Genomic DNA, 25,096 nt, shown 5'->3' with positions numbered 1-25,096 from the left:
TCCGACCAGATTCGCTACTCGTTGGACGATGTTGCGAAACCGGCGGATCAGCAAGCGACCTGATTCAGCGGTGAAACACAGGTTTGCCAGGCGCGGGTGAAATCGCGCAGACGACCTTGAGGCTGGAAGGTCTGACGCCAGATGCGCGCCATGCCCAGCAGATCATCCGACTCGGGGAGGACGGGGTTTTGTTCTTCGACCAGCAGCCAGGCAATGGCCGTGGCGTAACGCAGGTTGACGGTCAGTTCGAGGTGCGGGCCGCTGAGGAAGGCATGCTGGCTTGCGAGGCCGCGAACCAGGCTGGCGCGTTCGGGATCCAGTGCCAGGTAATGATCCCAGAGCGCCTGGTGACGGTGTTCGGCAATCCGGTACAGGCCGTGGCCACGGCGGTCATGCAGGGCGGAACCGAGGGCGGACTGGCTGGCGGCGATGCCCAGCAACAGGGATTCGGCGGTGGCGCAGTGACGTCCCAGATAAATCAGCGTGGGACGGATCACATGGCGGCACAGTTCGCTGGCAGCGATACCCATAAAACCCTCGGATCTTGTTATTGGGCGGCGAGACCTGAAGGGGAGCTTGGCAGCTGTGGATCGAATCAGGCCCGCCGGAAGCGGATCACGCCGCTTGAGTTGAAGTGTAGTGTCATATTCGCGACGTAAAGGCCTGTTTTTAAAATATTTCCGGCGGGGCGTTATAACCGTTATATCAGTTGGTGCTTAAGTGGAAAGTCGCAAAAGCGAAACATCGGGCAATAAAAAGCCCCGCGTTTTAAGCGGGGCTTTTGCTTTTGCAGCCATTTCGGCCTCTCAGGCGATCAATGCCTGACGGGTGCGATCAATCACGGCCTGCAGCGGTTCGGCGCTGGAGTATTGATCGGGGTACAGACGCTCGCTGTGGCGGGCGATCCCGTGTTCATTGACCACGGTGAAGCTGAAGCAGCCTTTGCGAGCGGCCATGATCAGGCAGTTCATTGGAGCAAAAGCGTTGGTTAGGGTGCGAATGGCATCCTGAGTCTGGATTTGAGTCGACATAGTTATTAGGTGTTCCTACAAATGACACGGATAAGAACCGTGCAACGTTAAAACGTTCCAGTAACGTCAACCACCATTGGTCGAACGAAGAACCCGACTGGAACAAGGCAGCCAGTTCGAGCGCTATAAAAGTGGGCGCGCTTGGGCTGGCAGGTAGGTACTTAGGAGGACAGGCAACACATCGAGGGCAGAGGTTCTGGGCCCGGGGTGAAGATCCTGATCAATTTGCAGGTTGGTTCGGTCAGAGTAAGTGGTCTTCGCAACACCCTTTGCATTCGATTCAAAGGCTGTGTTGTCGCAAGATTTACCTGGAAACCATCGAGGGGTCGCTCCCGCTTTTGTCGGTGGCGGCTTCTGTGAAAGAAGGCTGACCGTGGGGTGTGTTCGACCGGAATTGACTTTCAGCTTGGTACTAACGCTGCGGATACTAACGGAACGATCCCGGGAAGGCAAACCCGCTGATCAAAAAAATTCCGGGGGACATTACCCAGGCCCAGCGTCTGCCCCGATCTGGCTCACATCATGACCGTCGGTCGCCACGACATGGCCGGCGCTGAAGCTCGGCGCAGGGGCTTGTCCCCAGCCTGAATGCCAAAACGACCCGAAAAGGCGCATCGATATAACCGCGTAACAGGTACTTGTGCACATTAGTTGCGCAGACTGTAACGGCGCTGTCATAACGATCCTGACTCCGATGGCTGCCTGCATCGAAAGTTTAAGTCAATGAAAAACATCGCTTTTTTTAACTGGTGAAAAAATCGTCAGTTTGACTGCGAGCCCCATTCCATAAGGCTTTGCGGCGACTGGAGGGCGGTTGTCCACTGAGTTATCCACAGCTTCTGTGGATTGTCCCGAGCGCTTGCTCTAGCACGGGCGTGCCGGGTTTTTTTCGACTTTACCTGTGCGAAAAAAAGAGTAGAGTGGCGCGCCTTCCGATCTGTCCCACAGTGCTTTATGAAGTTTCGTTCAGCTCCAGAATCTGTTACCTCCCAACCCCCTCGTGTTACCGCTCCCAAGCGATTTTCCGTGCGCGTGGCCGAATGGCTGCTGGACAGCCCGCGTCTGGGCGACAGCCAGAATGCCAAGCATCTCGCCGGCCGCCTGCTCAAGCAACCGGCCCGGGAAGGGGTGGTCGCCGCGCAAAGTCGTCTCGGTCAGTTGATGTGCCGCGAGTGCGGCAATGCCCGGGATCGCCGGATCGGCCAGGACCTGCTGCGCCAGGCCGCCCGCGCCGGTGACCGACGCGCGCAACAGGAACTCGGCCTGATCGAAGACTGAGCTGTCCAAGACTTGGCGCCTTGGTTAACCTTCAGGCTTTATCGGATCGGCGGGAGTCACTATGGCGATGGACTTGACCAGCATCTTGCTGGGGCTGGCAGGCGCGGCGGTGCCGCTGCTGGCACTGGCCTGGCAACTGCAACGTCGGGCCAGTCAGAACCAGTCTGAAGTCGCATTGCTCGAGGAGCGGCTGGCCATGGCGCAGATGGCCCAGGACGGCCTTACTGCACAGCTCGAAGCCAGTCGCGATGAAATCGCCGACCTCGGCCAGGCCAATGCCTCCAAACAAGCAGATCTCGCGGCCGCGCGCCGGGAAGTCGAGCTGTTGCAGATCGAGCGCGACGACGCCCGTGACGCCGCCCACGCCTGGAACATCGAACGCGCCAATAAGGAAGCCGAATTACGGCGCCTGGACGCCCAGGCGGCGTCGTTGAATGCCGAACTACGCGAGCAACAGGAAAGCCATCAACAACGCCTGGATGACCTGCAAGGTTCCCGCGACGAACTGCGCGCCCAGTTCGCCGAACTGGCCGGCAAGATCTTCGATGAACGCGAACAACGCTTCGCTGAAACCAGCCAGCAACGCCTCGGCCAGCTGCTCGACCCGTTGAAGGAGCGCATCCAGTCGTTCGAAAAACGTGTCGAGGAAAGCTATCAGGCCGAAGCCCGCGAGCGCTTCTCGCTGGCCAAGGAACTGGAGCGTCTGCAACAACTGAACCTGCGCCTCAGTGATGAAGCGACCAACCTGACCCGCGCTCTGAAAGGCCAGAAAACCCAGGGCAACTGGGGCGAGCTGATTCTCGAGCGCGTGCTTGAGCATGCCGGGCTGGAGAAGGGCCGCGAGTACCAGACCCAGGTCAATCTAAAAGGCCCGGACGGCGAGCGTTTCCAGCCGGACGTGATCATTTATCTGCCGGGCGACAAGCAGGTGGTAGTCGACTCCAAGGTCAGCCTTACGGCGTATCAGCAGTACGTGGCGGCGGACGACGACGCCATCGGCCAGATCGCCATGAAGCAGCACGTGCTGTCCCTGCGCAGCCACGTCAAAGGCCTGGCCGGCAAGGATTACAAGCGGCTGGAGGGCCTGCACAGCCTCGATTTCGTCTTGCTGTTCGTGCCCATCGAAGCGGCGTTTTCCGCCGCGTTGCAAGCCGAGCCGGCGCTGTTTCAGGAGGCTTTTGACCGTAACATCGTGATCGTCAGTCCGACGACTTTGCTCGCCACCCTGCGGGTCATCGACAGCCTGTGGAAGCAGGAGCGCCAGAGCCAGAACGCCCGGGAAATTGCCGAGCGCGCCGGCTGGCTGTACGACAAGTTCGTGTTGTTCATTCAGGATCTGGACGAAGTCGGCAATCGCTTGCAGCAACTGGACAAGGCTTACAGCGCGGCGCGCAACAAGCTGACGGAAGGGCGCGGCAATCTGGTCAGCCGCAGCGAACAGCTCAAGTTGCTCGGCGCGCGGGCCAGCAAAAGCCTGCCGGCGGATCTGCTGGAACGCGCGATGACCGACGCCGACGGCTTGGTCGAACTGCCTGAATATAAGCCGCTCTGCTAGAGCGGCAAATAGCGACTCAACAACGCCCGCAACGCCGCCGGCTTCACCGGTTTGGCCAGGTAATCCAAGCCCGCTGCATGCACCTGGGCCACGGTTTCCGGATGCCCGTCGGCGCTGATCACTACGCCGGGCACCGGTTCGCCCAGTCTTGTGCGCAACCAGGCCATCAGATCGGTGCCGGTTTCGCCGTGATCCAGGTGATAGTCGACCAATGCCAATTGTGGGCGCACGCCGTCGTCGAGCAGCGCCGCGCATTCTTCGCGGTTGCGCGCCGTCCAGACCTGACAGCCCCAGCGCGTGAGCAAACTGTTCATGCCGATCAGAATGCTGTCTTCGTTGTCGATGCACAGTACCTGCGCGCCGCTGTGCAACTTGCCATTGATTTCCATCGCCGGTGGCGGCTGCACGGTCTGCGCTTTGGCCAACGGCACGCGGACACTGAACACGCTGCCGCGCCCCGGCCATGAGCGCACGCGCAAGGTATGGCCGAGCACGCGGCACAGCCCATCGGCGATCGCCAGACCCAGGCCCAGGCCTTTTTCGGCGCGGGTCTGGTGGCTGTCGAGGCGTTTGAATTCCTCGAAGATCACTTGCTGTTTGTCCTCCGGAATCCCCGGCCCGCGATCCCACACTTCCAGACAGATTTCGCCTTTTCGTCGACGCACGCCCAGCAGCACCGGGCCTTTTGCGTAGCGGAACGCGTTGGTGAGGAAGTTCTGCAGGATCCGCCGCAGCAGCTTGATGTCGCTGTCGATGCGCAACTGACTTCCGCGTACCCGGAAGCTCAAGCCCTGTTCCTGGGCCAGTGCCTTGAACTCCGCGCCGAGAATATCGAACAGCTCATTGACCGCGAACGGCTTGCGATCCGGGTTGATCTTGCCGTTTTCCAGGCGGGAAATGTCCAGCAGGTCGCTGATCAGGTCTTCGGCCGAACGCAGCGAACTGTCCAGATGCTGCACCAGTTTCTGCGCCTCGGCGCTCAGGCCGTCTTCCTGATGGGAGAGGGCGGCGGAGAATAGCCGTGCCGCGTTCAACGGTTGCATCAGGTCGTGGCTGACCGCTGCGAGGAAGCGGGTTTTCGATTGGTTGGCCGCCTCCGCATTGCCCTTGGCTTCCGTCAGCGCGACGTTGAGTTGCGACAGTTCCTGAGTCCGTTCGCTGACCCGTTGCTCCAGCCCTTCGTTGGCCTCGGTCAAAGCCTGCTCGGCTTCGCGGAACGCGGTGATGTCGGTGAAACTCATGACGAAACCGCCGCCGGGCATCGGGTTGCCAATCAGTTCGATCACCCGGCCGTTGGGGAACAGTCGCTCGGAGGTGTGGGCGCGCCCCTGACGCATCCAGTGCAGGCGCCGGGCGACGTGGACTTCCGCTTCACCGGGGCCGCACAAGCCGCGCTCGGCGTTGTGGCGAATGATGTCGGCAATCGGTCGGCCGACGCTGATCAAGCCGTCCGGATAGTTGAACAGCTCCAGATAGCGACGATTCCAGGCCACCAGTTTCAGCGACTGGTCGACCACGCTGATGCCTTGGGTAATGTTTTCGATGGCGCCTTGCAGCAGCGCGCGGTTGAACTGCAACACTTCCGACGCTTCGTCGGCGATCCGGACGACGTCTTCCAGCTGCATTTCCCGACCTTCGATGGCGGCCTTTACTACAGCTCGCGTCGAAGAGGCGCCGAGAACACCCGCCAGCAATCGCTCGGTGTGGGCGATCCATTCGCCGTCGGCGTTCTGATTCGGATTGAAGCCTTTGCCCTGGCGATAGGCGAAGCGGATGAAGCTTTGCCGCGCACGTTCTTCACCGACAAAGCGCGCGGCCAGTTGCAGCAAATCATCGATTTGCACTGCCAACATCGAGCGTGCGCTCGGCCGTGCGCTGATTTCCTGACCGATAAAGCGTCCGGCTTGCCAGTGCTCCGACACCCGGGTGCGCGACAGCACAGAGACCCAGGCAAACAACGTGAAGTTGCCCGCCAACGACAGCACCACGCCTTGGGTCAGCGGGGTGATCGGCAGGTTCAGCGGGTTGCTGTGCAGCCAGGCGAGGCCGGGGAAACTGTCCAGCGACCAGCCGAGGCTGCGCGCAGCGATCGGCAGGATCAGGGTGTAGAACCACAGGAACGTGCCGGCGGCGAGACCGGCGAACACGCCGCGGCGGTTGGCCTGTTTCCAGTACAGCGCGCCGAGCATCGCCGGGGCCAGTTGAGTCACGGCGGCGAAAGCGATCTGGCCAATGGTCGCCAGGCTCGCGGTCGAGCCGAGCAAGCGGTAGCTGACGTAAGCCAGCAACAGAATCACGACGATGCTGACCCGACGCACCGAGAGCATCCACTGACGGAACACTTCGAACGGGCGTTCGGCGTTGTTGCGGCGCAGCAGCCACGGCAACAGCATGTCGTTGGAGACCATGGTCGACAGCGCCACACTCGCCACGATCACCATACCGGTGGCCGCTGATGCGCCGCCGATAAACGCCAGCATTGCCAGCGCCGGGTGGGCCTGGGCCAATGGAAGGCTGATAACGAAGGAGTCGGGGATGACCGAGCTGGGCAGCATCATCTGACCGGCCAGGGCGATCGGGACTACAAACAACGCGGCCAGTGCGAGATAGGCGGGGAACACCCACTTGGCCAGACGCAGATCCTGCGGGTCGATGTTCTCGACCACCGTTACGTGGAACTGCCGGGGCAGGCAGATGATCGCCATCATCGCCACGCCGGTCTGCACGACCATTGACGGCCAGTTGATGGTTTCTTTCCAGTATTCCTCAAGGCGCGGGGCGAGCATCGCCTGATTGAACAGGTCGTCGAAGCCGTCATACAGGCCATACGTCACGAAGGCGCCGACGGCAAGGAAGGCGAACAGTTTCACCAGTGACTCGAATGCGATCGCCAGCACCATGCCCCGGTGGTGCTCCGTAGCATCGAGGTTGCGTGTGCCGAAAACGATGGTGAACAGCGCCAGCACCAGCGACACGATCAGGGCCGTGTCCTGGGCGCGGGTGCCCATGGCATCGGCACCGGCACCGATCAGCAGGTTCACGCCGAGGACGATGCCTTTGAGTTGCAAGGCGATATAGGGCAGAACGCCGACCAGACAGATCAACGCGACGACCACCGCCAGCGATTGGGATTTGCCGTAACGGGCGGCAATGAAGTCGGCGATGGAGGTGATGTTCTCCTGTTTGCTGATCATCACCATTTTCTGCAGCACCCACGGCGCACCGAGCAGCAGCAGGATCGGCCCCAGGTAAATCGGCAGAAATGACCAGAGTTGTTCGGCAGCCTGGCCGACCGCGCCGAAGAACGTCCAGCTGGTGCAATAGACCGCCAGCGACAGGCTGTACACCCAGGCACGCACCCGTGGCGGCAGCGGTGTGCTGCGACGGTCGCCGTAGAAGGCGATGGCGAACATGATGGCCATATAGGCCAGGGCGACGGCGGCGATCAGCCCGGTGGACAACGACATGGAACACTCCCGACAGAAAACGACCGGACTTGCGCCCGGTCAGACAGTCTCGCACGGGCGCGACAGTTAGTCAGTGTCGACCAAGGTCGTGGCGCGGCGGGGTGTCGCACTCACGGAACCGGGCAGTTCTGTGGTCAGTCTGGTTTGAGCGCGATGTCGATCAGGCGGTGCAGTTCTTCGACTTCCAGCGGCGCCGCCGAGAACAGAATGCGGAACACCATCGGGGACACCACCAGATTGATCAGCCGATCCACGCTGGGCGCCGTTTCCTCTGGGTGGCGCTCGATGATGGTCTGCAATTGCGCACCGATGATCGTCACGCAATACCCCGGCGTCGCGCTTGCCTGCACATCGCGCATCATGTTGCGCCCGGGTTCAGAACTCATTTCGTCGAGATATTGTTCGGCCCATGCGCGGATATCGCTGCGCAGGCTGCCGGTTTCTGCCGGCTCGCTGTCGGGGCGCATGCGGGCGAGGGCGACGTCCGCGAGCAAGGCCGCCAGATCTCCCCAGCGTCGATAAATCGTCGACGGCGTCACCCCGGCGCGCGCCGCGATTTGCGGGACGGTCACCGTCGAGCGCTCCTGTTCTTGCAGAAGCGCGCGGACTGCCGAGTGAATCGACTCCTGCACCCGGGCACTGCGACCGCCCGGGCGTAAACCTTCTTTAATAGCCATGCGGCAGACCTTAACACAAAGAATTTGCTTTAAGCGCAAGCCGAGAGCACACTCCGCAAAAGCAAAAAATTAGCTTTTGCGGAGTGTGCCCATGACCAGCCTTGCTTCCAACCGATCCAGCCTGTGGTTTCTGGCGATCACCTTACTGAGTTTTCTCGCCGCTTCCACTGCGCCGACGCCGTTGTATCACCTGTATCAGGATCGGCTGCATTTTTCGGCAGCGGTGCTGACCCTGATTTTCGGCGTCTACGCGCTGAGTCTGCTGGCCGCGTTGCTGACAGTCGGGTCGCTGTCGGATCACCTGGGACGCAAACCGGTGATCTTCACTGCCGTGACGCTCAATGCGCTGGCGATGCTGCTGTTCATCTATGCCGACAGCGTGGGCTGGCTGATCGGCGCGCGTGTGCTGCAAGGCTTCGCCACCGGCATGGCCACCGCCGTGTTGAGTGCGACGCTGCTGGACACTGATCGCCAGCAAGGGCCGTTGATCAACAGCGTTGCTCCGCTGCTGGGCATGGCGTTGGGCGGCATGGGCTGCGGCTTGTTGGCCGAGTTCGCTCCGGCACCGTTGCAGTTGACCTATTGGTTGCTGCTCGCGCTATTTGTGTTGCAGGGGATTTATGTCTGGCGCCTGCCGGAAAGCGTCTCGCCGCAGGCCGGGGCATGGGCCTCGCTGCGGCCGACCCTGCATGTGCCGGTGCAGGCGCGTTCGACGCTGTGGCGAGTCTTGCCGCTGAACACCGCGACTTGGGCGCTCGGTGGTTTCTATGCCTCGCTGGCCCCATCGCTGGTGCGCACGGCCACTGGCTCCACTTCCAACCTGATCGGCGGCGCGACTGTGGCAGCGCTGACCGTGACCGGTGCGTTGATGATCTTCACTTTGCGCAATCGTCCTGCTTCCCGGGCGCTGCAAATTGGGGCGAGCTTGTTGCCGGCCGGTATCGTGTTGGTTCTGTTGGGCGTGCACAGCGCCAGTCTGTCGTTGTTTTTCTTCGGCACGTTGGTGGCCGGGTGTGGCTTTGGCTCCGGTTTTCTCGGTGCGGTGCGCAGCCTGGTGCCGTTGGCATTGCCTCATGAGCGCGCCGGGTTGATGTCGGCGTTCTATGTGTTGAGTTACCTGGCGTTCTGCCTGCCGGCGTTGCTGGCCGGGCATTTCACCCATAGCGCGGGCCTGCTGGCCACCACCGACGTGTATGGCGCGGTGCTGATTGTGCTGGCGGTCGGTGCGCTGCTGATGAGTTTCCGCGCGCAAGCGGTGAAGACCTGCAGCACTCCATAACACCTCTGGATTCGGTTAGCCTTGGCCAGCCCCTTCTTCTCACGGATCGACGCATGAAGATTATCCGCAGCAAGACCTTCACCGCCGAGCGCGCCTGGGGCGCACTCGACATCGCCAACATGAACGGCATCACCACGCGTCTGCACTGGACCGATCAGCCCTACAAATGGCACGTCAATGACGGTGAAGAAGTGTTTGTGGTACTCGACGGTCAGGTGCTCATGCACTATCGCGAAGAGGGCGAGGAAAAGCAGGTGCAGCTTGATGTCGGGGACATCTTTTACGCGTCCATTGGTACTGAACACGTCGCTCATCCGCAGGGTGCGGCTCGGATTCTGGTGATCGAAACCGAAGGCAGCGTCTGATTTAATATCAGTAAAACAGATAATAGTTAGAGATATTACCCGTTATATAGATATTCGATTCGGTTCTACCATGAACTCAACCTCACCTGAGGACAGGAGTTCATGATGATTTGCCCCAACAGCGCCAAACCCGGCATCAAGCCATTCAGCCAGCTTCAGCATCCGCGTGAAGTAATCCGCCAATTCACCCCGAACTGGTTCGCTGCGACCATGGGCACCGGCGTGCTGGCGTTGGCGCTGGCGCAATTGCCGGTGTCCATTCCCGGATTGCCCGCCGTGGCCGAAGGGCTGTGGCTGTTCAACATTCTGTTGTTCGTGCTGTTTACCGCTGCCTACGCCGCCCGCTGGATTCTGTTCTTCGACGAGGCGCGGCGGATCTTCGGGCACTCCACGGTTTCGATGTTCTTCGGCACCATTCCCATGGGCCTGGCGACCATCATCAACGGCTTTCTGCTGTTCGGTCTGCCACGCTGGGGCGAGGGCGTCATTCATTTTGCGGAAGTGCTGTGGTGGCTGGACGTGGCGATGTCGCTGGCCTGCGGTGTGTTGATCCCCTACATGATGTTTACCCGTCAGGAGCACAGCATCGATCAGATGACCGCCGTCTGGCTGCTGCCGGTGGTTGCCGCAGAAGTGGCGGCGGCCAGCGGTGGACTGCTGGCGCCGCATCTGGCCGATGCCCACTCGCAATTGGTGGTGCTGGTGACCAGTTACGTGCTCTGGGCATTTTCCCTGCCGGTGGCGTTCAGCATTCTGACCATCCTGTTGCTGCGCATGGCCCTGCACAAGCTGCCCCACGAAAACATGGCGGCCTCGAGTTGGCTGGCCTTGGGGCCGATCGGCACCGGCGCCCTGGGCATGTTGCTGCTGGGCGGCGATGCCCCGGCGATCTTCGCGGCCAACGGCCTGCCAGGCCTCGGCGAAATGGCTTCGGGCCTGGGCCTGATAGCCGGGATCACGCTGTGGGGCTTCGGTCTGTGGTGGATGTTGATGGCGCTGCTGATCACCGTGCGTTACCTGCGCGACGGCATCCCGTTCAACCTTGGCTGGTGGGGATTTACCTTCCCGTTGGGCGTGTATTCGCTGGCGACCTTGAAACTCGGCAGCACATTGAACCTGACATTCTTCAGCGTGGCCGGTTGTGGGCTGGTGACGTTGCTGGCGGTGATGTGGCTGATCGTCGGCAAGCGCACATTGCAAGGCGCCTGGCGCGGCGAGCTGTTTGTTTCACCGTGCATTGCAGGTTTGAAGAAATAACCTGCAAAGATTAGGTAATGTGTGGCCTGGATCGCGGTTCGAGATTCTTATAAGTGTAGCCGGGCCACTCGCTACCTTCTCTTTCCAAAAAACAACAGGGTCACACGGAAGATGAGTCACCCCTCACAGTTCAACCTGCTGCGCACTCGGCGCTTCCTGCCGTTCTTCATCACCCAGTCGCTGGGTGCGTTCAACGACAACGTGTTCAAGCAGTCGCTGATCCTCGCCATTCTCTATCGGCTGACCATCGAAGGTGACCGCTCGATCTGGGTCAACCTGTGCGCGCTGCTGTTTATTCTGCCGTTCTTCCTGTTTTCGGCGCTGGCCGGGCAGTTCGGGGAAAAATTCGCCAAGGATGCGTTGATCCGTCTGATCAAACTGGCAGAAATCGCCATCATGGCCGTGGGATCCGTCGGCTTCCTGTTCGATCACCTGTCGCTGATGCTGGTGGCACTGTTTGCCATGGGCACGCACTCGGCACTGTTCGGGCCGGTGAAGTATTCGATCCTGCCGCAGGCGCTGCGCGAGGATGAGCTGGTCGGCGGTAACGGATTGGTGGAAATGGGCACGTTCCTGGCGATTTTGGCCGGGACCATCGGCGCCGGGGTGATGATGTCGTCGGCCAATTACGCGCCGGTGGTGTCCGCCGCGATTGTCGGCATCGCCGTGCTGGGTTATCTGGCTAGTCGCAGCATTCCTCGCGCCGCAGCGGCGACCCCTGAAATGCGCCTGAACTGGAACATCTTCAGTCAGTCGTGGGCGACCTTGAAACTCGGCCTGGGGCAGACGCCAGCGGTGTCGCGTTCGATTGTCGGCAACTCGTGGTTCTGGTTCGTCGGGGCGATTTATCTGACGCAGATCCCGGCTTACGCCAAGGAGTGGATGCACGGCGACGAAACCGTGGTCACCCTGATTCTGACGGTGTTTTCGGTCGGTATCGCGCTGGGCTCGATGCTGTGCGAAAAGCTTTCCGGGCGCAAAGTCGAGATCGGCCTGGTGCCGTTTGGCTCGTTCGGTCTGACCGTTTTCGGGCTGTTGCTGTGGTGGCATTCCGGTGGAACTCCAGAAAGCGCTGTTGGCCATAGCTGGACCGAAGTGCTCGGTTTTGGCCATGCCTGGGCGGTGTTGATCGATGTGCTGGGTCTCGGGATCTTCGGCGGTTTCTACATCGTGCCGCTGTACGCGCTGATCCAGTCGCGCACCGCCGAGAACGAACGGGCGCGGGTAATTGCCGCCAACAACATTCTCAACGCGCTGTTCATGGTGATTTCGGCGATTGTCACCATCGTGTTGCTGAGCGTGGTCAAGCTGTCGATTCCGCAGTTGTTCCTGGTGGTTTCGCTGCTGAACATCGGCGTCAACGCCTACATCTTCAAGATCGTCCCCGAGTTCAGCATGCGTTTCATGATCTGGCTGCTCAGCCATTCCATGTACCGCGTCGAGCATCGCAACCTTGAGGCGATTCCCGACGAGGGCGCGGCGTTGCTGGTGTGCAACCACGTGTCGTTCGTCGACGCGTTGCTGATCGGTGGCGCGGTGCGTCGGCCGATTCGCTTTGTCATGTACTACAAGATCTACAACCTGCCAGTGTTGAACTTTATCTTTCGCACGGCAGGGGCCATTCCTATCGCCGGACGTCAGGAAGACATTCAGATCTACGAAAAGGCCTTCACCCGGATTGCCCGGTATCTGAAGGAAGGAGAGTTGGTCTGCATCTTCCCTGAAGGCAAGTTGACCGCCGATGGCGAGATCAACGAGTTCAAGGGCGGTCTGACGCGGATTCTCGAAGAGACGCCGGTGCCGGTGATTCCGCTGGCGTTGCAGGGGTTGTGGGGGAGTTTCTTCAGTCGCGATCCCGATAAAGGTTTCTTTCACCGGTTGTGGTCGCGAGTGACGCTGGTGGCGGGTTCGCCGGTAGCCGTTGAAGCGGCGCAGCCAGCGGAGTTGCAGGCGTTGGTCGGGGAATTGCGCGGGACAGTCAGATAATCATTGGCTGTGCCGGCCTCATCGCGGGCAAGCCCGGCTCCCACAGGATCTCCAGTGAACATGGATTTTGTGTACACCCGGAAACCTGTGGGAGCGGGCTTGCCCGCGATGAGGCAGTGGCTTAAGCGCTGACCTTGAGCCCGATCAATCCGGTGATGATCAGTGCAACGCTGGCCAGGCGAATCAACGCCATCGATTCGCCAAACAGGATGATCCCGGCAATCACCGTGCCCACGGCGCCGACTCCCGTCCAGATCGCATAGGCCGTGCCCAGCGGCAATTCCTTCATTGCCAGCCCGAGCAGGCCAAGGCTGACCGCCATGGCGGCGACGGTGAGAACGGTCGGAAGCGGACGGGTGAAACCATCAGTGTATTTAAGACCGACGGCCCAGCCGACTTCGAACAGGCCGGCGAAAAACAGAATGATCCAGGACATGAAAGACCTCCATCGATAGACGGGGCCGTCCCCAGATTGAAAACTCGATTGAGCCGCAGGGTCGTCCCCGCGTGGCGCACATACTACCTAAAATTGCGCGCCGCGCCTTGATCCGGGATCAGTCGGCCGCCTGTTGCGCCAACGTTTCACGGTCTTCTTTTTCGCTCATCCGTCGGAAGTACGTCGAAAGCAGCGCCCCGGAAATGTTGTGCCACACACTGAAAAGCGCGCTCGGCACCGCCGCCAGCGGCGAGAAGTGCGCACTGGCCAGCGCAGCCCCCAACCCTGAGTTCTGCATGCCGACTTCCAGCGCCAGAGATTTGCGCTGAGGCAGCGGCAGGCCGAACAGGCGTCCGGTGAAATAACCCAGCAGATAACCGAAGCTGTTGTGCAGCATCACTACGGCCATGATCAGCAGGCCGGATTCGGCGATCTTCGCCTGGCTGGCGGCAACCACGGCGGTAACGATGATCACGATGCTGACCACTGACACCAGCGGCAACACTTCCACCGCGTGGCGGACCTTGTCACCGAGCACACGTTGCGCGACCACGCCGAGGACGATTGGCAGCAGTACCACTTGCAGGATCGACCAGAACAACTCCATGAACGAAACCGGCAACCACGCCGAAGCCAGCAGCCAGATCAGCGTGGGCGTCAGCAGCGGGGCGAGGAGGGTGGTAACGGCGGCGATGGCCACCGACAGCGCCAGGTCGCCACGGGCCAGCCAGGTCATGACGTTCGATGAGGTGCCGCTCGGGCAGCAACCGACCAGAATCACGCCGACGGCAATTTCCGGTGGCAGATGAAAGATCTGGCACAGCAGCCATGCCATCCCCGGCATGATCACGAAATGCGCGACCACGCCCAGCGCCACACGCCACGGATGGCGGGCGACGGCGGCGAAGTCGTCGAGTTTGAGGGTCAGGCCCATGCCGAACATCACCAGCCCGAGCAGCGGCACGATCGCGCCTTTGAGGCCGAGGAACCAGGCCGGTTGCAGGAACGCGATCACCGCGAAAATCAGAACCCAGTAAGCGAAGGTGTTGCCGACAAAACGACTCAGTGCAGCCAGTGCGCGCATGGCCTGTTCCTTATTATCAATAGAACCGCAGAAACCAATGTGGGAGCGAGCCTGCTCGCGATGGCGGCGTTACAGTCGACAAAAAATGTTGAGTGCAATGGCCCTATCGCGAGCAGGCTCGCTCCCACAGTTTTTCACTCGGTAGAATTTAGATGCCCTGCGGAGTCTCTTCGCCGCCCAGTGCTTCAACCAGCGCCGGCAGGAAGTCGCCGAACGTCAGCATCATCAGGGTGAAGCTGGCGTCCAGTTGGCCGAGGGCTTCGTCGCCGCCGTCCTGTTCCGCCTGATCCTGCAACAGATCTTCGAATTTCAGGCGCTTGACGGTCATCTTGTCGTCGAGCATGAACGACAGTTTGTCCTGCCAGGCCAGCGACAGTTGAGTCACCACCTTGCCGGTGCTCAGGTGCAGCTGGATTTCTTCGCTGGTCAGGTCCTGTCGCTTGCAACGTACGATGCCGCCGTCTTCGTGGGTGTCGCGCAGTTCGCACTCGTCCAGGACGAAGAAGTCCGGGGCGGCTTGCTGGGTGGTGACCCATTCGGTCATTACGGCGGTCGGCGCGGTTTTCACGGTCAGCGGGCGAACCGGCAGGGTGCCGATCACTTCACGCAGCGTGGAGAGCAGGTCTTCGGCGCGTTTCGGGCTGGCCGAGTTGACCAGGATCAGGCCCTGTTTCGGCGCGATGGCGGCGAAGGTCGACGAGCGGCGGATGAAGGCGCGCGGCAGGAATGCCTGGATGATTTCATCCTTGATCTGATCGCGTTCCTTCTTATAGACCTTGCGCATCTGCTCGGCTTCGATCTCTTCGACCTTCTCCTTGACCGCGTCACGCACGACGCTGCCCGGCAGGATGCGTTCTTCTTTACGGGCGGAGATCAGCAGGAAGTCACCGCTGACGTGCACTAGTGGAGCATCTTCGCCCTTGCCGAACGGCGCGACGAAACCGTAGGTGGTCAACTCCTGGCTTGCACATGGACGCGCCAGTTTGGTGGTCAGTGCAGTTTCCAGCGCCTCGGCATCGACAGGCAGGTCTTGGGTCAGGCGATAGATAAGCAGGTTTTTGAACCACATGGGGTGAGTCTCTCCTTTATACAAAGGGGGGCATTATTGTCTTCGCCGGGTCATAGGCCAACCCTTCTCTAAGCCTTTGGAAGGGCTAAGAAAATTAATTAAAAAAGTGCTTGCCAGAGGTTGGGTCGCTCCGTAGAATGCGCGCCACACCGAAGCGAAGGGTGATTAGCTCAGCTGGGAGAGCGTCTGCCTTACAAGCAGAATGTCGGCGGTTCGATCCCGTCATCACCCACCATTCGTTTCAAGTGTTTAGCGCAGCGGTAGTTCAGTCGGTTAGAATACCGGCCTGTCACGCCGGGGGTCGCGGGTTCGAGTCCCGTCCGCTGCGCCATATTCGGTAACCTGGAACACTGAACGCCAGGTCACCACGGAAAAACCCGCCAAGGCGGGTTTTTTTCTGCCTCGAGTTGTATATGCGGGATGTGTCGTTTCACCGGTTTTCGGATTTTTTTGATAAAAACTTCAATTAAATCAACACATTACGAAAATCTGTGGCATAATGCGCCCCGTAACGAAGCGAAGGGTGATTAGCTCAGCTGGGAGAGCGTCTGCCTTACAAGCAGAATGTCGGCGGTTCGATCCCGTCATCACCCACCATTCGTTTCAAGCGTTTCGCGCAGCGGTAGTTCAGTCGGTTAGAATACCGGCCTGTCACGCCGGGGGTCGCGGGTTCGAGTCCCGTCCGCTGCGCCATATTCGGTAATCTGGAACACTGAACGCCAGATCACCACAGAAAGCCCGCCTAGTGCGGGCTTTTTGCTGTCCGGGATTTGGCTTTTGCCGGGCCTGAACATGAGAAAGCGACCTTTGACGGTCGCTTTTTTTCGTTTCTGGCGCTGCTATTGCGCCGAGTTGCGACTGTGGCGGTAATCGCTGACCGCTTCATACACCGCTTTACGCAACCGGTTGATCCCGCCAATCGGGCGATGGGCTTCGATGCCGAACCAGGGATTGAACGACAGGTTGTCGCATTGCAGGTTCAGCGCCGGGGTGTCGAAGTCCTGCGGGGGCAGGGTGATCCGAGCCACGGTTTCAAATGGGCTGTCCTGTTCGCGCCATTCGATGCTGGTGTCCTCGATCGGCATGTACTTGTTTGCGTCCTGCCGCTGGATCTGCAACACGAAACACGCCGGAATCCGATCGGTGGACAGCTGTTGATTCAGCGCGTTGCGCAGGAAGTTCGGCAGATCCTGGTTCTGTTTCGGCAAGGTGTAAGCGGGGCAGCGCTCTGGATCCGGCATCACCCGGAACTTGGCATTGGCCTCGCCGAACTTGTAGGGCGATACCGAGAAATATGTCGTGCGTGTCGGGCTGTCCGGCGGTGGCGACAGGGTCGCCAGTGCAATGAACAGATGCCGGATCTGCCAGCTGCGCGGATCCCATCCCGGGAAAAATGCCATAACCTTTTTGCCGTCAGCCTGCGCCGCCACATTCTGACGATACTCGGCGACATCGCTGACAAAGAAATTCGGATGACTGAACATCACAAAATCCTGCTCGTGCAGACCCTGACGGTCGCCCAGCAACTGCTTGCCCGGCACATCGAGCAATTTGAGCGCCATGCCCCGGGCATCGCGGATGCTGTCGAACTGCGGATAGGCGTTGCCGTTGGACAGGCGCATCGTCGCTTTCCACAGCTTGCCCGGTTCGCTGAAGACGCCCTGGCGCAATTCCTGAGCCAGATCCGGCAACACCTGCACGTCGGCCTTCACGCAGCCATGGGCCTTGGCATGAGCATCGCGCAGGTAGCGGGTGCTTTCACGGTGCTGATCGACGATGCGCACGGCGGTCTGAATCACGTCCTGGGTCATGGCGGCTTCGCCGTCCGGAATCTTCTCCAGCGCCGACACCGGACCACGGTGCTGCCAGGCGAACCACGCGGTGGTCAGAGCCCAGCCGATCAGACCGATCACCAGCAGGATCAACAGGGTTTTGCCCAGTAACCGTCCCAGCCAGAGCCAGAACCGCGCCAGCATCGACGGTTTTTTGAAGGAATTGAAGATCATGGTAATTGCGCCTCCAGTGGGCCGCCCAGCACTTTCAGGTATTCGAGCAGCGCCCAGCGTTCTTCAGGCAGCAGCAGTCGGCCGATGACGCCGTTGCCGCGTTCGCCGGCGCGGAATTCGTGGCCGCTGTTGTGGTTGCCAGTGATGCGGGTGTCGAACAGGAAACCATTGGTGAAGGCTTCGGTGCGGTAGCCCAGATGGCGCGGGTCGTATTCGAAGGTGCCCTTATAGAAGGTGGTGGCGCGCTCGTCCTGAGGCGACAGCAACTGATAAAGGCTCGGCACCGAGCCGTTGTGCAGGAAAGGGGCCGTGGCCCATACGCCGGCAAGCGGACGCGCCTTGTACGCGACTTTTTCGCGAACGCCGATCGGCAGGCCAAAGCCGTCGAGCTGTGGTTTCTCGGCAGCGGTGACGCCCGCTTCACGGTACGCACGGTTTTCTACGAAGGCGGTGACGTAAGCCAGTCCCTTGGCCACTGACAGCTGGCTGAGGTCCAGCGGTTCCTTGGGTTTGGGGTGCAACTTCACGTCCATTTGTTCAAGCTCTGCCGGGTTCCATTGCAGGGCGCTCAGGTCGAAGCGGTGATTGGCAATGTTGTTGGCGGCATTCGGGTCGGTGCCGATGACATCCACCGGGAGCATGTGCAGGTGTTGCACCCAGCGCTCGCCTTCCTGGGTCTGACGCGGGACGTGGCATCCGGCACAATTCTCGGCGAACAGGGCTCGCCCCTTGGCTGCCAAGGGTTTGTCGACGACGCCTAGCACCTCTTCAGGCCATGCCGGCGGTCGCAGTTTTTGCAGGGTTTCTTCGATCTTGTGCAGATCACGCACACGAACGCTGGAGGCATAGCGCTCATCGCCTTGCAGAGGCTGGCCGTTGGCGTCGAAGAAATTCAGAGTGGCGCCGACGCCCAAGGCCTCGCCGATATTGCGTGCCATCGGCTGCTGCGCCGAACCGTTCCACTGCACCCAGTCGAAGGTCCACATATCCCACAGCTGCGGGTAATCCACCGGGGCGTTGGCGACGCGATAGTTGCTTGGGGAGATCGCATCACCGAAGGTCGCGTTGGCGATACGGCCGAAGGCATCAGTGCGGCCGGGGCCTTCTTCGGTGGGGTAGAGGCCACGGTGAGTATCGTTCCAGGCCACTTTGATGAAGGTGTTCAGTGAGTTTTTGAAGTCTTTGCGCAGTTGTTCGTGGCGTGCATCGTAGTCGTTGCCCAGCACGTGCCGGGCGAAGCGCTCGAATTTCCACGGGTTGTAGTAAGTCGAGGTGAGACTGGCGACCAATGCCTGTCCGAAACTGCCGCCGCGCAATGTAGGAACGCTGGAAGGCAACACATGCTGAGCCGAGCCCCCGTCGATGCGTACTGCCTGGCCATTGAAGTGCAGTTCGCCGGTGTGGCAGGCCGCACAGGTGATGTCGAGATATTGCTCGGCGCTGCCGGGATTTTGATGCCGGGCGAAACCTACCGGCAGATTGCCCGGGTTGTCCGGCGTGGCTTTCTGCTGCGGATCGATCAGAAAGCCGAAGCGTGCGAGATATTCCGGGGAGGCAAAGCGTTGCTGCGAGAACGGCAGCTCCAGCGCCTGAAACCATTCGTAACGAAGGCCTTTGACCTGAGTCCCCTGCGGGGTGAAGTAGTAGGTCTGGCGCTCTTGCTCAGTCCACTGGTTCAGGTAATGCACCTGTTTTGCGGGCGCAGGGAAGGGCAATCTCGGATTGGCGACATAGTAAAGAACCACCGCCAGAACCAGTCCCAGCAGCACCACGATCAGCGTCAAACCACGGTATAAGAGGCGCAAGATAAACATCCTTGTCGAGTTGTTGCGCTGTTATGCCTGAGCCAAGCCGTGTGCGGCAAGTGGCCATTACGCCAAGTGTTGTGGGAAGCGGCATCAAACAGCGTCGGCGAAAGATGACAGAAGCTTCATCGTGCCTTTCGCCAAATGCTTTTTAATCCCTGAACTTATCGGAAGATTCCTGCTCTCATGCCGGTAGCCATTGGTCGTGGCGGCCTGATAAGCTCGCGGCTTTACTCGATTGCCCTTTCGGCGCATGAACAAGGAAATAGCATGAAACAGCATCGGTTGGCGGCGGCGGTTGCCCTGGTTAGCCTGGTCCTCGCGGGTTGTGATTCGCAGACCAGCGTAGAGCTGAAAACCCCGGCGCAAAAAGCTTCCTACGGTATCGGCCTGAACATGGGCAAGAGCCTTGCTCAGGAAGGCATGGATGACCTGGACTCCAAAGCGGTAGCTCAGGGCATCGAAGATGCCGTCGGCAAGAAAGAACAGAAGCTGAAAGATGAAGAACTGGTTGAAGCCTTCGCCGCACTGCAAAAGCGTGCCGAAGAGCGCATGGCCAAGATGAGCGAAGAGTCGGCAGCCGCCGGCAAGAAATTCCTCGAAGAAAACGGCAAGAAGGCTGGCGTGACTACCACCGCTTCCGGTCTGCAGTATGAAGTGGTCAAGAAAGCCGACGGGCCACAGCCTAAGCCTACCGATGTCGTGACCGTTCACTACACCGGCAAGCTGACCAACGGCACCGTTTTCGACAGCTCCGTCGAGCGCGGCAGCCCGATCGATCTGCCGGTCAGCGGTGTGATCCCGGGTTGGGTCGAAGGTCTGCAACTGATGCACGTTGGCGAGAAGTACAAGCTGTATATCCCTAGCGATCTGGCTTACGGCGCACAATCGCCAAGCCCGGCAATCCCGGCCAACTCGGTTCTGGTTTTCGACCTGGAACTGCTGGGTATCAAGGATCCAGCCAAAGAAGACGCCGCCGCCAAGTAATCTGCGCCGGTTTCAACAACAACGCCTCGCTTATGCGGGGCGTTGTTGCATCTGGACGATGGTCAGCGTAAACAGACCGAACCGATGCCGGTCATGGCAGTCCTAGACTTTAAGGTTGCCCGTGCTAGACGCCCGGAGCCGCCAAGTCAATGAAATATTGGGATTTTTTATGTGAGTAAAAAACGCCCGATCTGAGCGCAGCCCTTATGAAACGGGGCTCTCAGCGCTGAAATGCAGCTCTGTTCACAAGGTTATCCACAATTTGTGTGGATAACATTTCAACGGGAGAAATAAATGAAAGCGCCGTGGAATTTCGCCCGATTCCTTCCTCTGGCCGGACGATTGCTGGCGCGAGGCCGCTTGCCGACCTTGTTGTTCGCCGTGGCCAGCAAAGGCGCCGCCCAAGGCAATCGTCTCGGCAAACTGAAGGACGATCTGCGTCTGTTGCAGGCGTTGTGTCTGGCGTACTGGCGCGGCGAGTACCGCGCGATCAGCGCCAAGGCGATCGTTTCGGTAGTGGCCGGTCTGATGTATTTCCTCAGTCCGGTGGACGCCATCCCGGATTTCATTCCCATGTTCGGCATGCTCGACGACATCGCCGTCCTCGCCTGGCTGATGAAAACCCTCGACGATGAACTGAATGCCTTCCGCCTGTGGCGTCAGCGCCAGGCGCCGGAAAAGCTCAGAGTGGTCGAGCGCCTGCCCGATACCCCCGAGCAACTTCAGCTTCAGGGCCCAAAAAAGTCCTGAATTGCGACAGCCTCTTATTCAGATAGATACCCCCCACGACCTTGGCCGCTGTTAGGATTACACTTCTAGGGAAAAGTGCCGACTCGCTAAGTGTTGTTGTCCTACGGGGTAGTCATGGATATTCAGATAATTGCACGCGATGGCGAACCCGAATATGCGGTTCTGCCATGGGCTCAGTATCAGGCTCTACTGAAAGCAGCAGGCATTAACGAAGCACCGTCGCAACCGGCTCCAGCGCCGCTTGCGGCAACCCCGGACCCGATTCTTCCAGGTCTGGATCAGTTACGCAGTTTGCGCGAAGGGAAGGGCATCGCCATCGAGGCGCTCGCCCGCACGGTAGGCATCAGCCCGTCTTACCTGGCCATGATCGAAAGTGGCGAGCGTCTGCCCGACGCCGCGATTCGCCGCAGCCTGGCCTGGGAGTTGACGGTGCCAGGGTGGAGGGAACAATCGTGAGCGTACGCATCAGTCGTCAACATTGGGACGGATTGCTGGGGGAGCTGGATCAGGCGCGCAGGCAGCGCCATCTTTTGACTTATCGAGCCTTGCTCGAACGTTTGCAACTGCCTACGCCGGCCATGCAGACATTGACTGCTGCACTGGAGCATCTCGCGGCACTGGACGCGAAAGCCGAACAACCGTTGCGCAGCTCGCTGGTGATCAGCCAGGGTGCCAGTCGCCTGCCACGCACCGGTTTCTTTGAGTGTGTCGAGCGTCTGGGACGTTTTTCCGGGCCGTCCGACGGTGTCGCCGCCGCCTCCTGGCATGCCTCGGAAGTGGTGCGGGTGTTTGAGTACGAGTACCCGGAGTCGGCGGAGGCCTGAGTGTTTTTACGACTCAAGGCGCGGGCAAGTTACTGGCTCGCCCGTAGGCTGTTTCACTGGTCGTGGTTCGTCCGTCAGCCCCGCGGCTGGCGCTGGCTCGAAGGGCAGTTTGCGCGCATGGCCAACCTGGGCGACGTCGGCGCGCAAAGCTTCTACGGGCACATCCTGACGTTTCGCGGGGTTGGCCTGGGTGCGCGTGAAGAAGGTGTCCGGTTGCTGCGGCTGGCGGCGCTGGCCGGGGATGGCAAGGCGGCGTATCAAGTCGGCGTCATCAGTCTTGCAGGTACGCCGAGCAAGGCTCCAGATCCTTCGGAAGCTGCTCACTGGTGGACCATGGCGGCCAAGGCTGGACATCCGTTGGCCGAGCTCAAGTTGAAAGAGCTGGCCGGCCGGGATTCTTCTCGGTAAACAAATCCAGTGTTCCGTGAGCGGGGCGAGGGGGAAACCTCTCGCCCCGTTTTTGCGTCTGCCGTTTTATAACGATCATTTGCAGACTTCTCCTACATCCTCCGCCTACTCGCCTGACTTCTTTTCTGTTTGATCCCCCGCAAAGTCCCTCGCCTGATTTTTGCGCGAGGGAACGCATATGTTCGACCCGGTTTTTCGTTTCGCCATGCGCATGGAAATGCGCTGATGGATGCCGTCACCCGCATCGAGCAAGAACTCGACAGCTTTCCCCGCACCCTCGATCTCTATCGCAAACAGCTGAAGCACTGGCTCAGTCGCTCGGCAGACGGCGTCAGTCATGCGGCCGATCTGCCTTCGCTAATGGGGATGGAGCGGATCATCCGTTTCGGCGAACACAGTACGGCAGTCGCGATTGACGACAACCGCTTCTCTTCTGCAGTCGTGCAATGCCCGGAAAGCGGGCCGATGGAGATCGAGAGCAAGTTCGAGTCGGCGTACGACATTCCATTGGGCGACATCGTTGTCGATGTGGTGGCGGTGGAGGGCGGTGCAGTCAAGTCGGTCACCCTCGATGCTCAGGGCAAAGGGGTGTTCACCGGTGAAGCGGGCAAATTTTATCGGGTGGTGGTGCAAGGCGAGGCCAGCGAGAAGCAGGTTGATGCGCTGTTCGAGTCCTACGATGGCCTGACCCGGCAGCTGGATGGCTGGCTACGCAGCGAGTGGCAGGGTTTCAAGCCGCAGTGGTCGCAGTCGGTGGTCACTGCGGCCGGGAACGGCATGCTGGCCGGGAGCTGGGCGGCGATCGAGGGGGTGTGGGACAGCATCGGGTTGCTGTCGGAGATTCTCCAGGATCCCGGAAAGTTTGCCGAGCGGTTGGGCAGTGGCGCTGCACAGCTGATCGCGCTGGCAGAAACAGCGCCTGAAATGATGGAGAAGCTTCAGTTACTGGTCAGTGACGAGGCGGCGCTGTGTTTGTTGCTGCGTACTGCCAGCCTCTGGCTGGAGATGCTGCCACCCAATGAAATTGCCGGGAAAACTGCCGAAGCGGTATCGATGGTGGTGGTGCAGTTGCTGATCGATGTGTTGATCGGCGTTGTGCTGACCTTTGTCGGCGCCGGGGCGGGGATTGCGTATCTGACCTTGCGTCTGGCGGAGCGTGGCGCTCAGTTGCTGTCGGCGGTGGCGCGACTGGTGAAGGCGATGTTCGGCATCGTTAGCACCTTCATCGGCTACATGAACCAATACAAAGCCGTCGCCGCACGGGGCATCGCTGCCGGGGTGAAAAAGGGTCGCATGCAACTGCGCTGGGATGCCCGGCGTAATGCTTCCTTGAAAAAGGATGAGCACCACGACGACACGCCGGATCAGGCGAAGAACCCCAACGGTGACAGCGCCGATTGTGCACCGCTGACCTGCACCAATGGCTGTCCGGTGTCGATGGTCACTGGCGAAGAGTTGTTGACGCTGACCGACGGTGTGCTCGATGGGCTGCTGCCGTTCGAGTTCAGCCGGTTGTATCGCAGCAGTGCAGCCGAGATTGATGTCGGGTTGGGGTTTGGCTGGAGCCATTCGCTGGCGCATCGGCTGGAGGTTGATGGCGCTTCGGTGGTCTGGGTTGACCACGAGAACCGGCGGACGCGGTTTCCGTTGCCGAATGTCGAGCGACCGGCCGTTCACAACAGCCTGTCGCGGGCGGCGATCTTTCTCGGGGATGAGCCGGAGGAGTTGATTGTTGCGCTGGCGGGGGACGCGGCGCGGTTTTATCACTTTCGGGCTGGGCGTCTGACTGCGGTTAGCGATGCCTACGGCAATCGTCTGACGGTGCATCGGGATCTTTCCGACCGGATTCAGCGCCTGGATAACGGCGCTGGTCGTTCCTTGTTGCTGCGCTATGAGCGGGCGCATCTGGTCGCGGTCGATTATCAGGTTTTTCGGGAGTCTGCCTGGCGTACCGAGCAGACGCTGGCCAGTTACCGCTTTGATGCCCGTCATCGACTGATCGAGGCGACCAACGCGGTCGGTGAAAGCGAGCGTTACGACTACGACGACCAGCACGTCATCCTGCAACGGCAACTGGCCGGCGGCGCGAGTTTCTTCTGGGAGTGGGAGCGTGCCGGAAAAGCGGCGTGCTGCGTGCGGCACTGGGCCTCGTTTTCGCAGATGGACACGCGCTACGTCTGGGATGACGCCGGCAGCGTCACGGTGCATTACGTCGATGGGACTGAGGAAACCTACGTCCACGATGACACGGCGCGGCTGGTGAGTCAGGTCGCCGCCGACGGTGGTGAACAGCTCAAGGCCTATGACGCGCAGGGCCGGCTGGTCGCCGAGCAGGATGCGCTGGGGGCAGTCACCGAGTACCGCTATGACGACGCCGGACGGCTGATTGCGCTGATTCCGCCGGACGATGCGCCGACGTCCTACGAGTACCGCAACGGTTTCCTGCACAGTCGTTCACGTGGCGATGCGGTGTGGACGTACCGGCGTAATGCGCAGGGTGATATCACCGAAGCAGTCGATCCGGACGGCCACGTCACCCATTACCACTACGACGCGCAGGGGCGGTTGCTGTCGGTCCGTTATCCGGATTCCGGTCGCCATGTGTTCGTCTGGAACGGCCTGGGCCAGTTGGTCGAGGAGAGCTTGCCGGACGGTGGGGTTCGGAAGTTTTCCTACGACGCTTTAGGGCGGCGGACGACGGTTCAGGACGAACATGGTGCGGTCACCCGCCACGCCTGGGACGCCGTTGGCCGGCTGATCCAGACGACGCTGCCTACCGGAGCCACCCGCGCCTGGTCCTACAGCGCCTACGGCCAGATCACCGCCGAACGC

21 protein-coding genes and 4 tRNA genes are annotated in these 25,096 nt (G+C 60.4%); 16 read left to right on the top strand and 9 right to left on the bottom strand.

Features of this window, described 5'->3' with window-relative positions; translation table 11 throughout:
* Window positions 1-47: 47 nt before the first annotated feature.
* Entirely contained in the window at window positions 48-530 is a 483-nt protein-coding gene (locus CAF63_RS00130) for a hypothetical protein (RefSeq protein ID WP_085682920.1), read from the bottom strand.
* 276 nt (window positions 531-806) lie between these two features.
* Window positions 807-1,031: a hypothetical protein gene (locus CAF63_RS00125; RefSeq protein ID WP_007950419.1), complete on the bottom strand. Its 225-nt coding sequence runs from the start codon at window positions 1,029-1,031 to the stop codon at window positions 807-809.
* Window positions 1,032-1,985: 954 nt separating this feature from the next.
* Here CAF63_RS00125 and CAF63_RS00115 point away from each other — a divergent pair.
* Together CAF63_RS00115 and rmuC are read left to right on the top strand one after the other, a co-directional pair.
* On the top strand, window positions 1,986-2,309 hold the full coding sequence (locus CAF63_RS00115) for a hypothetical protein (RefSeq protein WP_081493545.1): 324 nt from the start codon (window positions 1,986-1,988) through the stop codon (window positions 2,307-2,309).
* 175 nt (window positions 2,310-2,484) lie between these two features.
* Window positions 2,485-3,864, top strand: coding sequence for a DNA recombination protein RmuC (gene rmuC, locus CAF63_RS00110; protein ID WP_178081256.1), 1,380 nt, complete (start codon window positions 2,485-2,487; stop codon window positions 3,862-3,864).
* Here rmuC and CAF63_RS00105 read toward each other — a convergent pair.
* The gene (locus CAF63_RS00105; RefSeq protein WP_085682918.1) at window positions 3,861-7,331 is read right to left on the bottom strand and encodes a hybrid sensor histidine kinase/response regulator; all 3,471 of its coding nucleotides are present in this window, start codon (window positions 7,329-7,331) and stop codon (window positions 3,861-3,863) included. The genes rmuC and CAF63_RS00105 overlap by 4 nt on opposite strands.
* Window positions 7,332-7,465: 134 nt before the next feature.
* Complete coding sequence (locus CAF63_RS00100) at window positions 7,466-8,008, bottom strand: TetR/AcrR family transcriptional regulator (protein ID WP_085682917.1); 543 nt, start codon at window positions 8,006-8,008, stop codon at window positions 7,466-7,468.
* Between the two features lie 91 nt (window positions 8,009-8,099).
* On the opposite strand from CAF63_RS00100, the gene CAF63_RS00095 reads away from it, so the two are divergent.
* The 4 genes from CAF63_RS00095 to CAF63_RS00080 all read left to right on the top strand — a co-directional run bounded on the left by CAF63_RS00095 (window position 8,100) and on the right by CAF63_RS00080 (window position 12,895).
* Complete coding sequence (locus CAF63_RS00095) at window positions 8,100-9,287, top strand: MFS transporter (RefSeq protein ID WP_085682916.1); 1,188 nt, start codon at window positions 8,100-8,102, stop codon at window positions 9,285-9,287.
* 53 nt (window positions 9,288-9,340) lie between these two features.
* Window positions 9,341-9,652 carry a cupin domain-containing protein gene (locus tag CAF63_RS00090; RefSeq protein ID WP_085682915.1) on the top strand — a complete coding sequence of 104 codons (312 nt, stop codon included), beginning with the start codon at window positions 9,341-9,343 and terminating at the stop codon, window positions 9,650-9,652.
* Window positions 9,653-9,757: 105 nt separating this feature from the next.
* The gene (locus CAF63_RS00085; protein ID WP_085682914.1) at window positions 9,758-10,909 is read left to right on the top strand and encodes a TDT family transporter; all 1,152 of its coding nucleotides are present in this window, start codon (window positions 9,758-9,760) and stop codon (window positions 10,907-10,909) included.
* A gap of 111 nt (window positions 10,910-11,020) precedes the next feature.
* Complete coding sequence (locus tag CAF63_RS00080) at window positions 11,021-12,895, top strand: MFS transporter (RefSeq protein ID WP_085682913.1); 1,875 nt, start codon at window positions 11,021-11,023, stop codon at window positions 12,893-12,895.
* Window positions 12,896-13,016: 121 nt separating this feature from the next.
* On the opposite strand, the gene sugE is transcribed toward CAF63_RS00080, so the two are convergent.
* The 3 genes from sugE to rdgC all read right to left on the bottom strand — a co-directional run bounded on the left by sugE (window position 13,017) and on the right by rdgC (window position 15,484).
* Complete coding sequence (gene sugE / locus CAF63_RS00075) at window positions 13,017-13,331, bottom strand: quaternary ammonium compound efflux SMR transporter SugE (RefSeq protein ID WP_085682912.1); 315 nt, start codon at window positions 13,329-13,331, stop codon at window positions 13,017-13,019.
* A 118-nt stretch (window positions 13,332-13,449) separates the two neighbouring features.
* Window positions 13,450-14,415, bottom strand: a complete 966-nt coding sequence (locus CAF63_RS00070) for a bile acid:sodium symporter family protein (RefSeq protein WP_085682911.1) — start codon at window positions 14,413-14,415, stop codon at window positions 13,450-13,452.
* Window positions 14,416-14,563: 148 nt separating this feature from the next.
* A complete protein-coding gene (gene rdgC, locus CAF63_RS00065; protein WP_085682910.1) occupies window positions 14,564-15,484 on the bottom strand; it encodes a recombination-associated protein RdgC in 921 nt (306 codons plus the stop codon).
* A 159-nt stretch (window positions 15,485-15,643) separates the two neighbouring features.
* On the opposite strand from rdgC, the gene CAF63_RS00060 reads away from it, so the two are divergent.
* From CAF63_RS00060 to CAF63_RS00045, 4 genes are all read left to right on the top strand, one after another.
* Window positions 15,644-15,719 (top strand) — tRNA-Val (locus CAF63_RS00060).
* 19 nt (window positions 15,720-15,738) lie between these two features.
* Window positions 15,739-15,815, top strand: a tRNA-Asp gene (locus CAF63_RS00055).
* A 190-nt stretch (window positions 15,816-16,005) separates the two neighbouring features.
* A tRNA-Val gene (locus CAF63_RS00050) sits at window positions 16,006-16,081 on the top strand.
* 19 nt (window positions 16,082-16,100) lie between these two features.
* Window positions 16,101-16,177: transfer RNA gene (locus tag CAF63_RS00045), tRNA-Asp, on the top strand.
* A 146-nt stretch (window positions 16,178-16,323) separates the two neighbouring features.
* Here CAF63_RS00045 and CAF63_RS00040 read toward each other — a convergent pair.
* Both CAF63_RS00040 and CAF63_RS00035 read right to left on the bottom strand, forming a co-directional pair.
* Window positions 16,324-17,460: a catalase family protein gene (locus CAF63_RS00040; RefSeq protein ID WP_143492421.1), complete on the bottom strand. Its 1,137-nt coding sequence runs from the start codon at window positions 17,458-17,460 to the stop codon at window positions 16,324-16,326.
* Between the two features lie 26 nt (window positions 17,461-17,486).
* Complete coding sequence (locus CAF63_RS00035) at window positions 17,487-19,295, bottom strand: di-heme-cytochrome C peroxidase (RefSeq protein ID WP_085682908.1); 1,809 nt, start codon at window positions 19,293-19,295, stop codon at window positions 17,487-17,489.
* A gap of 270 nt (window positions 19,296-19,565) precedes the next feature.
* On the opposite strand from CAF63_RS00035, the gene CAF63_RS00030 reads away from it, so the two are divergent.
* The 6 genes from CAF63_RS00030 to CAF63_RS00005 all read left to right on the top strand — a co-directional run.
* Window positions 19,566-20,282, top strand: a complete 717-nt coding sequence (locus CAF63_RS00030) for an FKBP-type peptidyl-prolyl cis-trans isomerase (RefSeq protein WP_085682907.1) — start codon at window positions 19,566-19,568, stop codon at window positions 20,280-20,282.
* Window positions 20,283-20,576: 294 nt separating this feature from the next.
* On the top strand, window positions 20,577-21,032 hold the full coding sequence (locus CAF63_RS00025) for a YkvA family protein (protein WP_007950434.1): 456 nt from the start codon (window positions 20,577-20,579) through the stop codon (window positions 21,030-21,032).
* Between the two features lie 114 nt (window positions 21,033-21,146).
* The gene (locus CAF63_RS00020; RefSeq protein WP_007950435.1) at window positions 21,147-21,488 is read left to right on the top strand and encodes a helix-turn-helix transcriptional regulator; all 342 of its coding nucleotides are present in this window, start codon (window positions 21,147-21,149) and stop codon (window positions 21,486-21,488) included.
* Window positions 21,485-21,856, top strand: a complete 372-nt coding sequence (locus CAF63_RS00015) for a hypothetical protein (RefSeq protein ID WP_003223109.1) — start codon at window positions 21,485-21,487, stop codon at window positions 21,854-21,856. The genes CAF63_RS00020 and CAF63_RS00015 overlap by 4 nt, the downstream gene beginning before the upstream one ends.
* Window positions 21,857-22,264: an SEL1-like repeat protein gene (locus CAF63_RS00010; RefSeq protein WP_085682906.1), complete on the top strand. Its 408-nt coding sequence runs from the start codon at window positions 21,857-21,859 to the stop codon at window positions 22,262-22,264. It begins immediately after the preceding gene.
* Window positions 22,265-22,489: 225 nt separating this feature from the next.
* The coding region (locus CAF63_RS00005; RefSeq protein WP_143492406.1) for a DUF6531 domain-containing protein at window positions 22,490-25,096 on the top strand (2,607 nt) is incomplete at its 3' end.

Origin of the sequence: Pseudomonas sp. B20(2017) (assembly GCF_002113125.1) — a bacterium.
Taxonomy (GTDB): Bacteria; Pseudomonadota; Gammaproteobacteria; order Pseudomonadales; family Pseudomonadaceae; genus Aquipseudomonas.
Note: the sequence above shows the minus strand (reverse complement) of the source record. Positions and strands in the feature narration are given on the sequence as shown.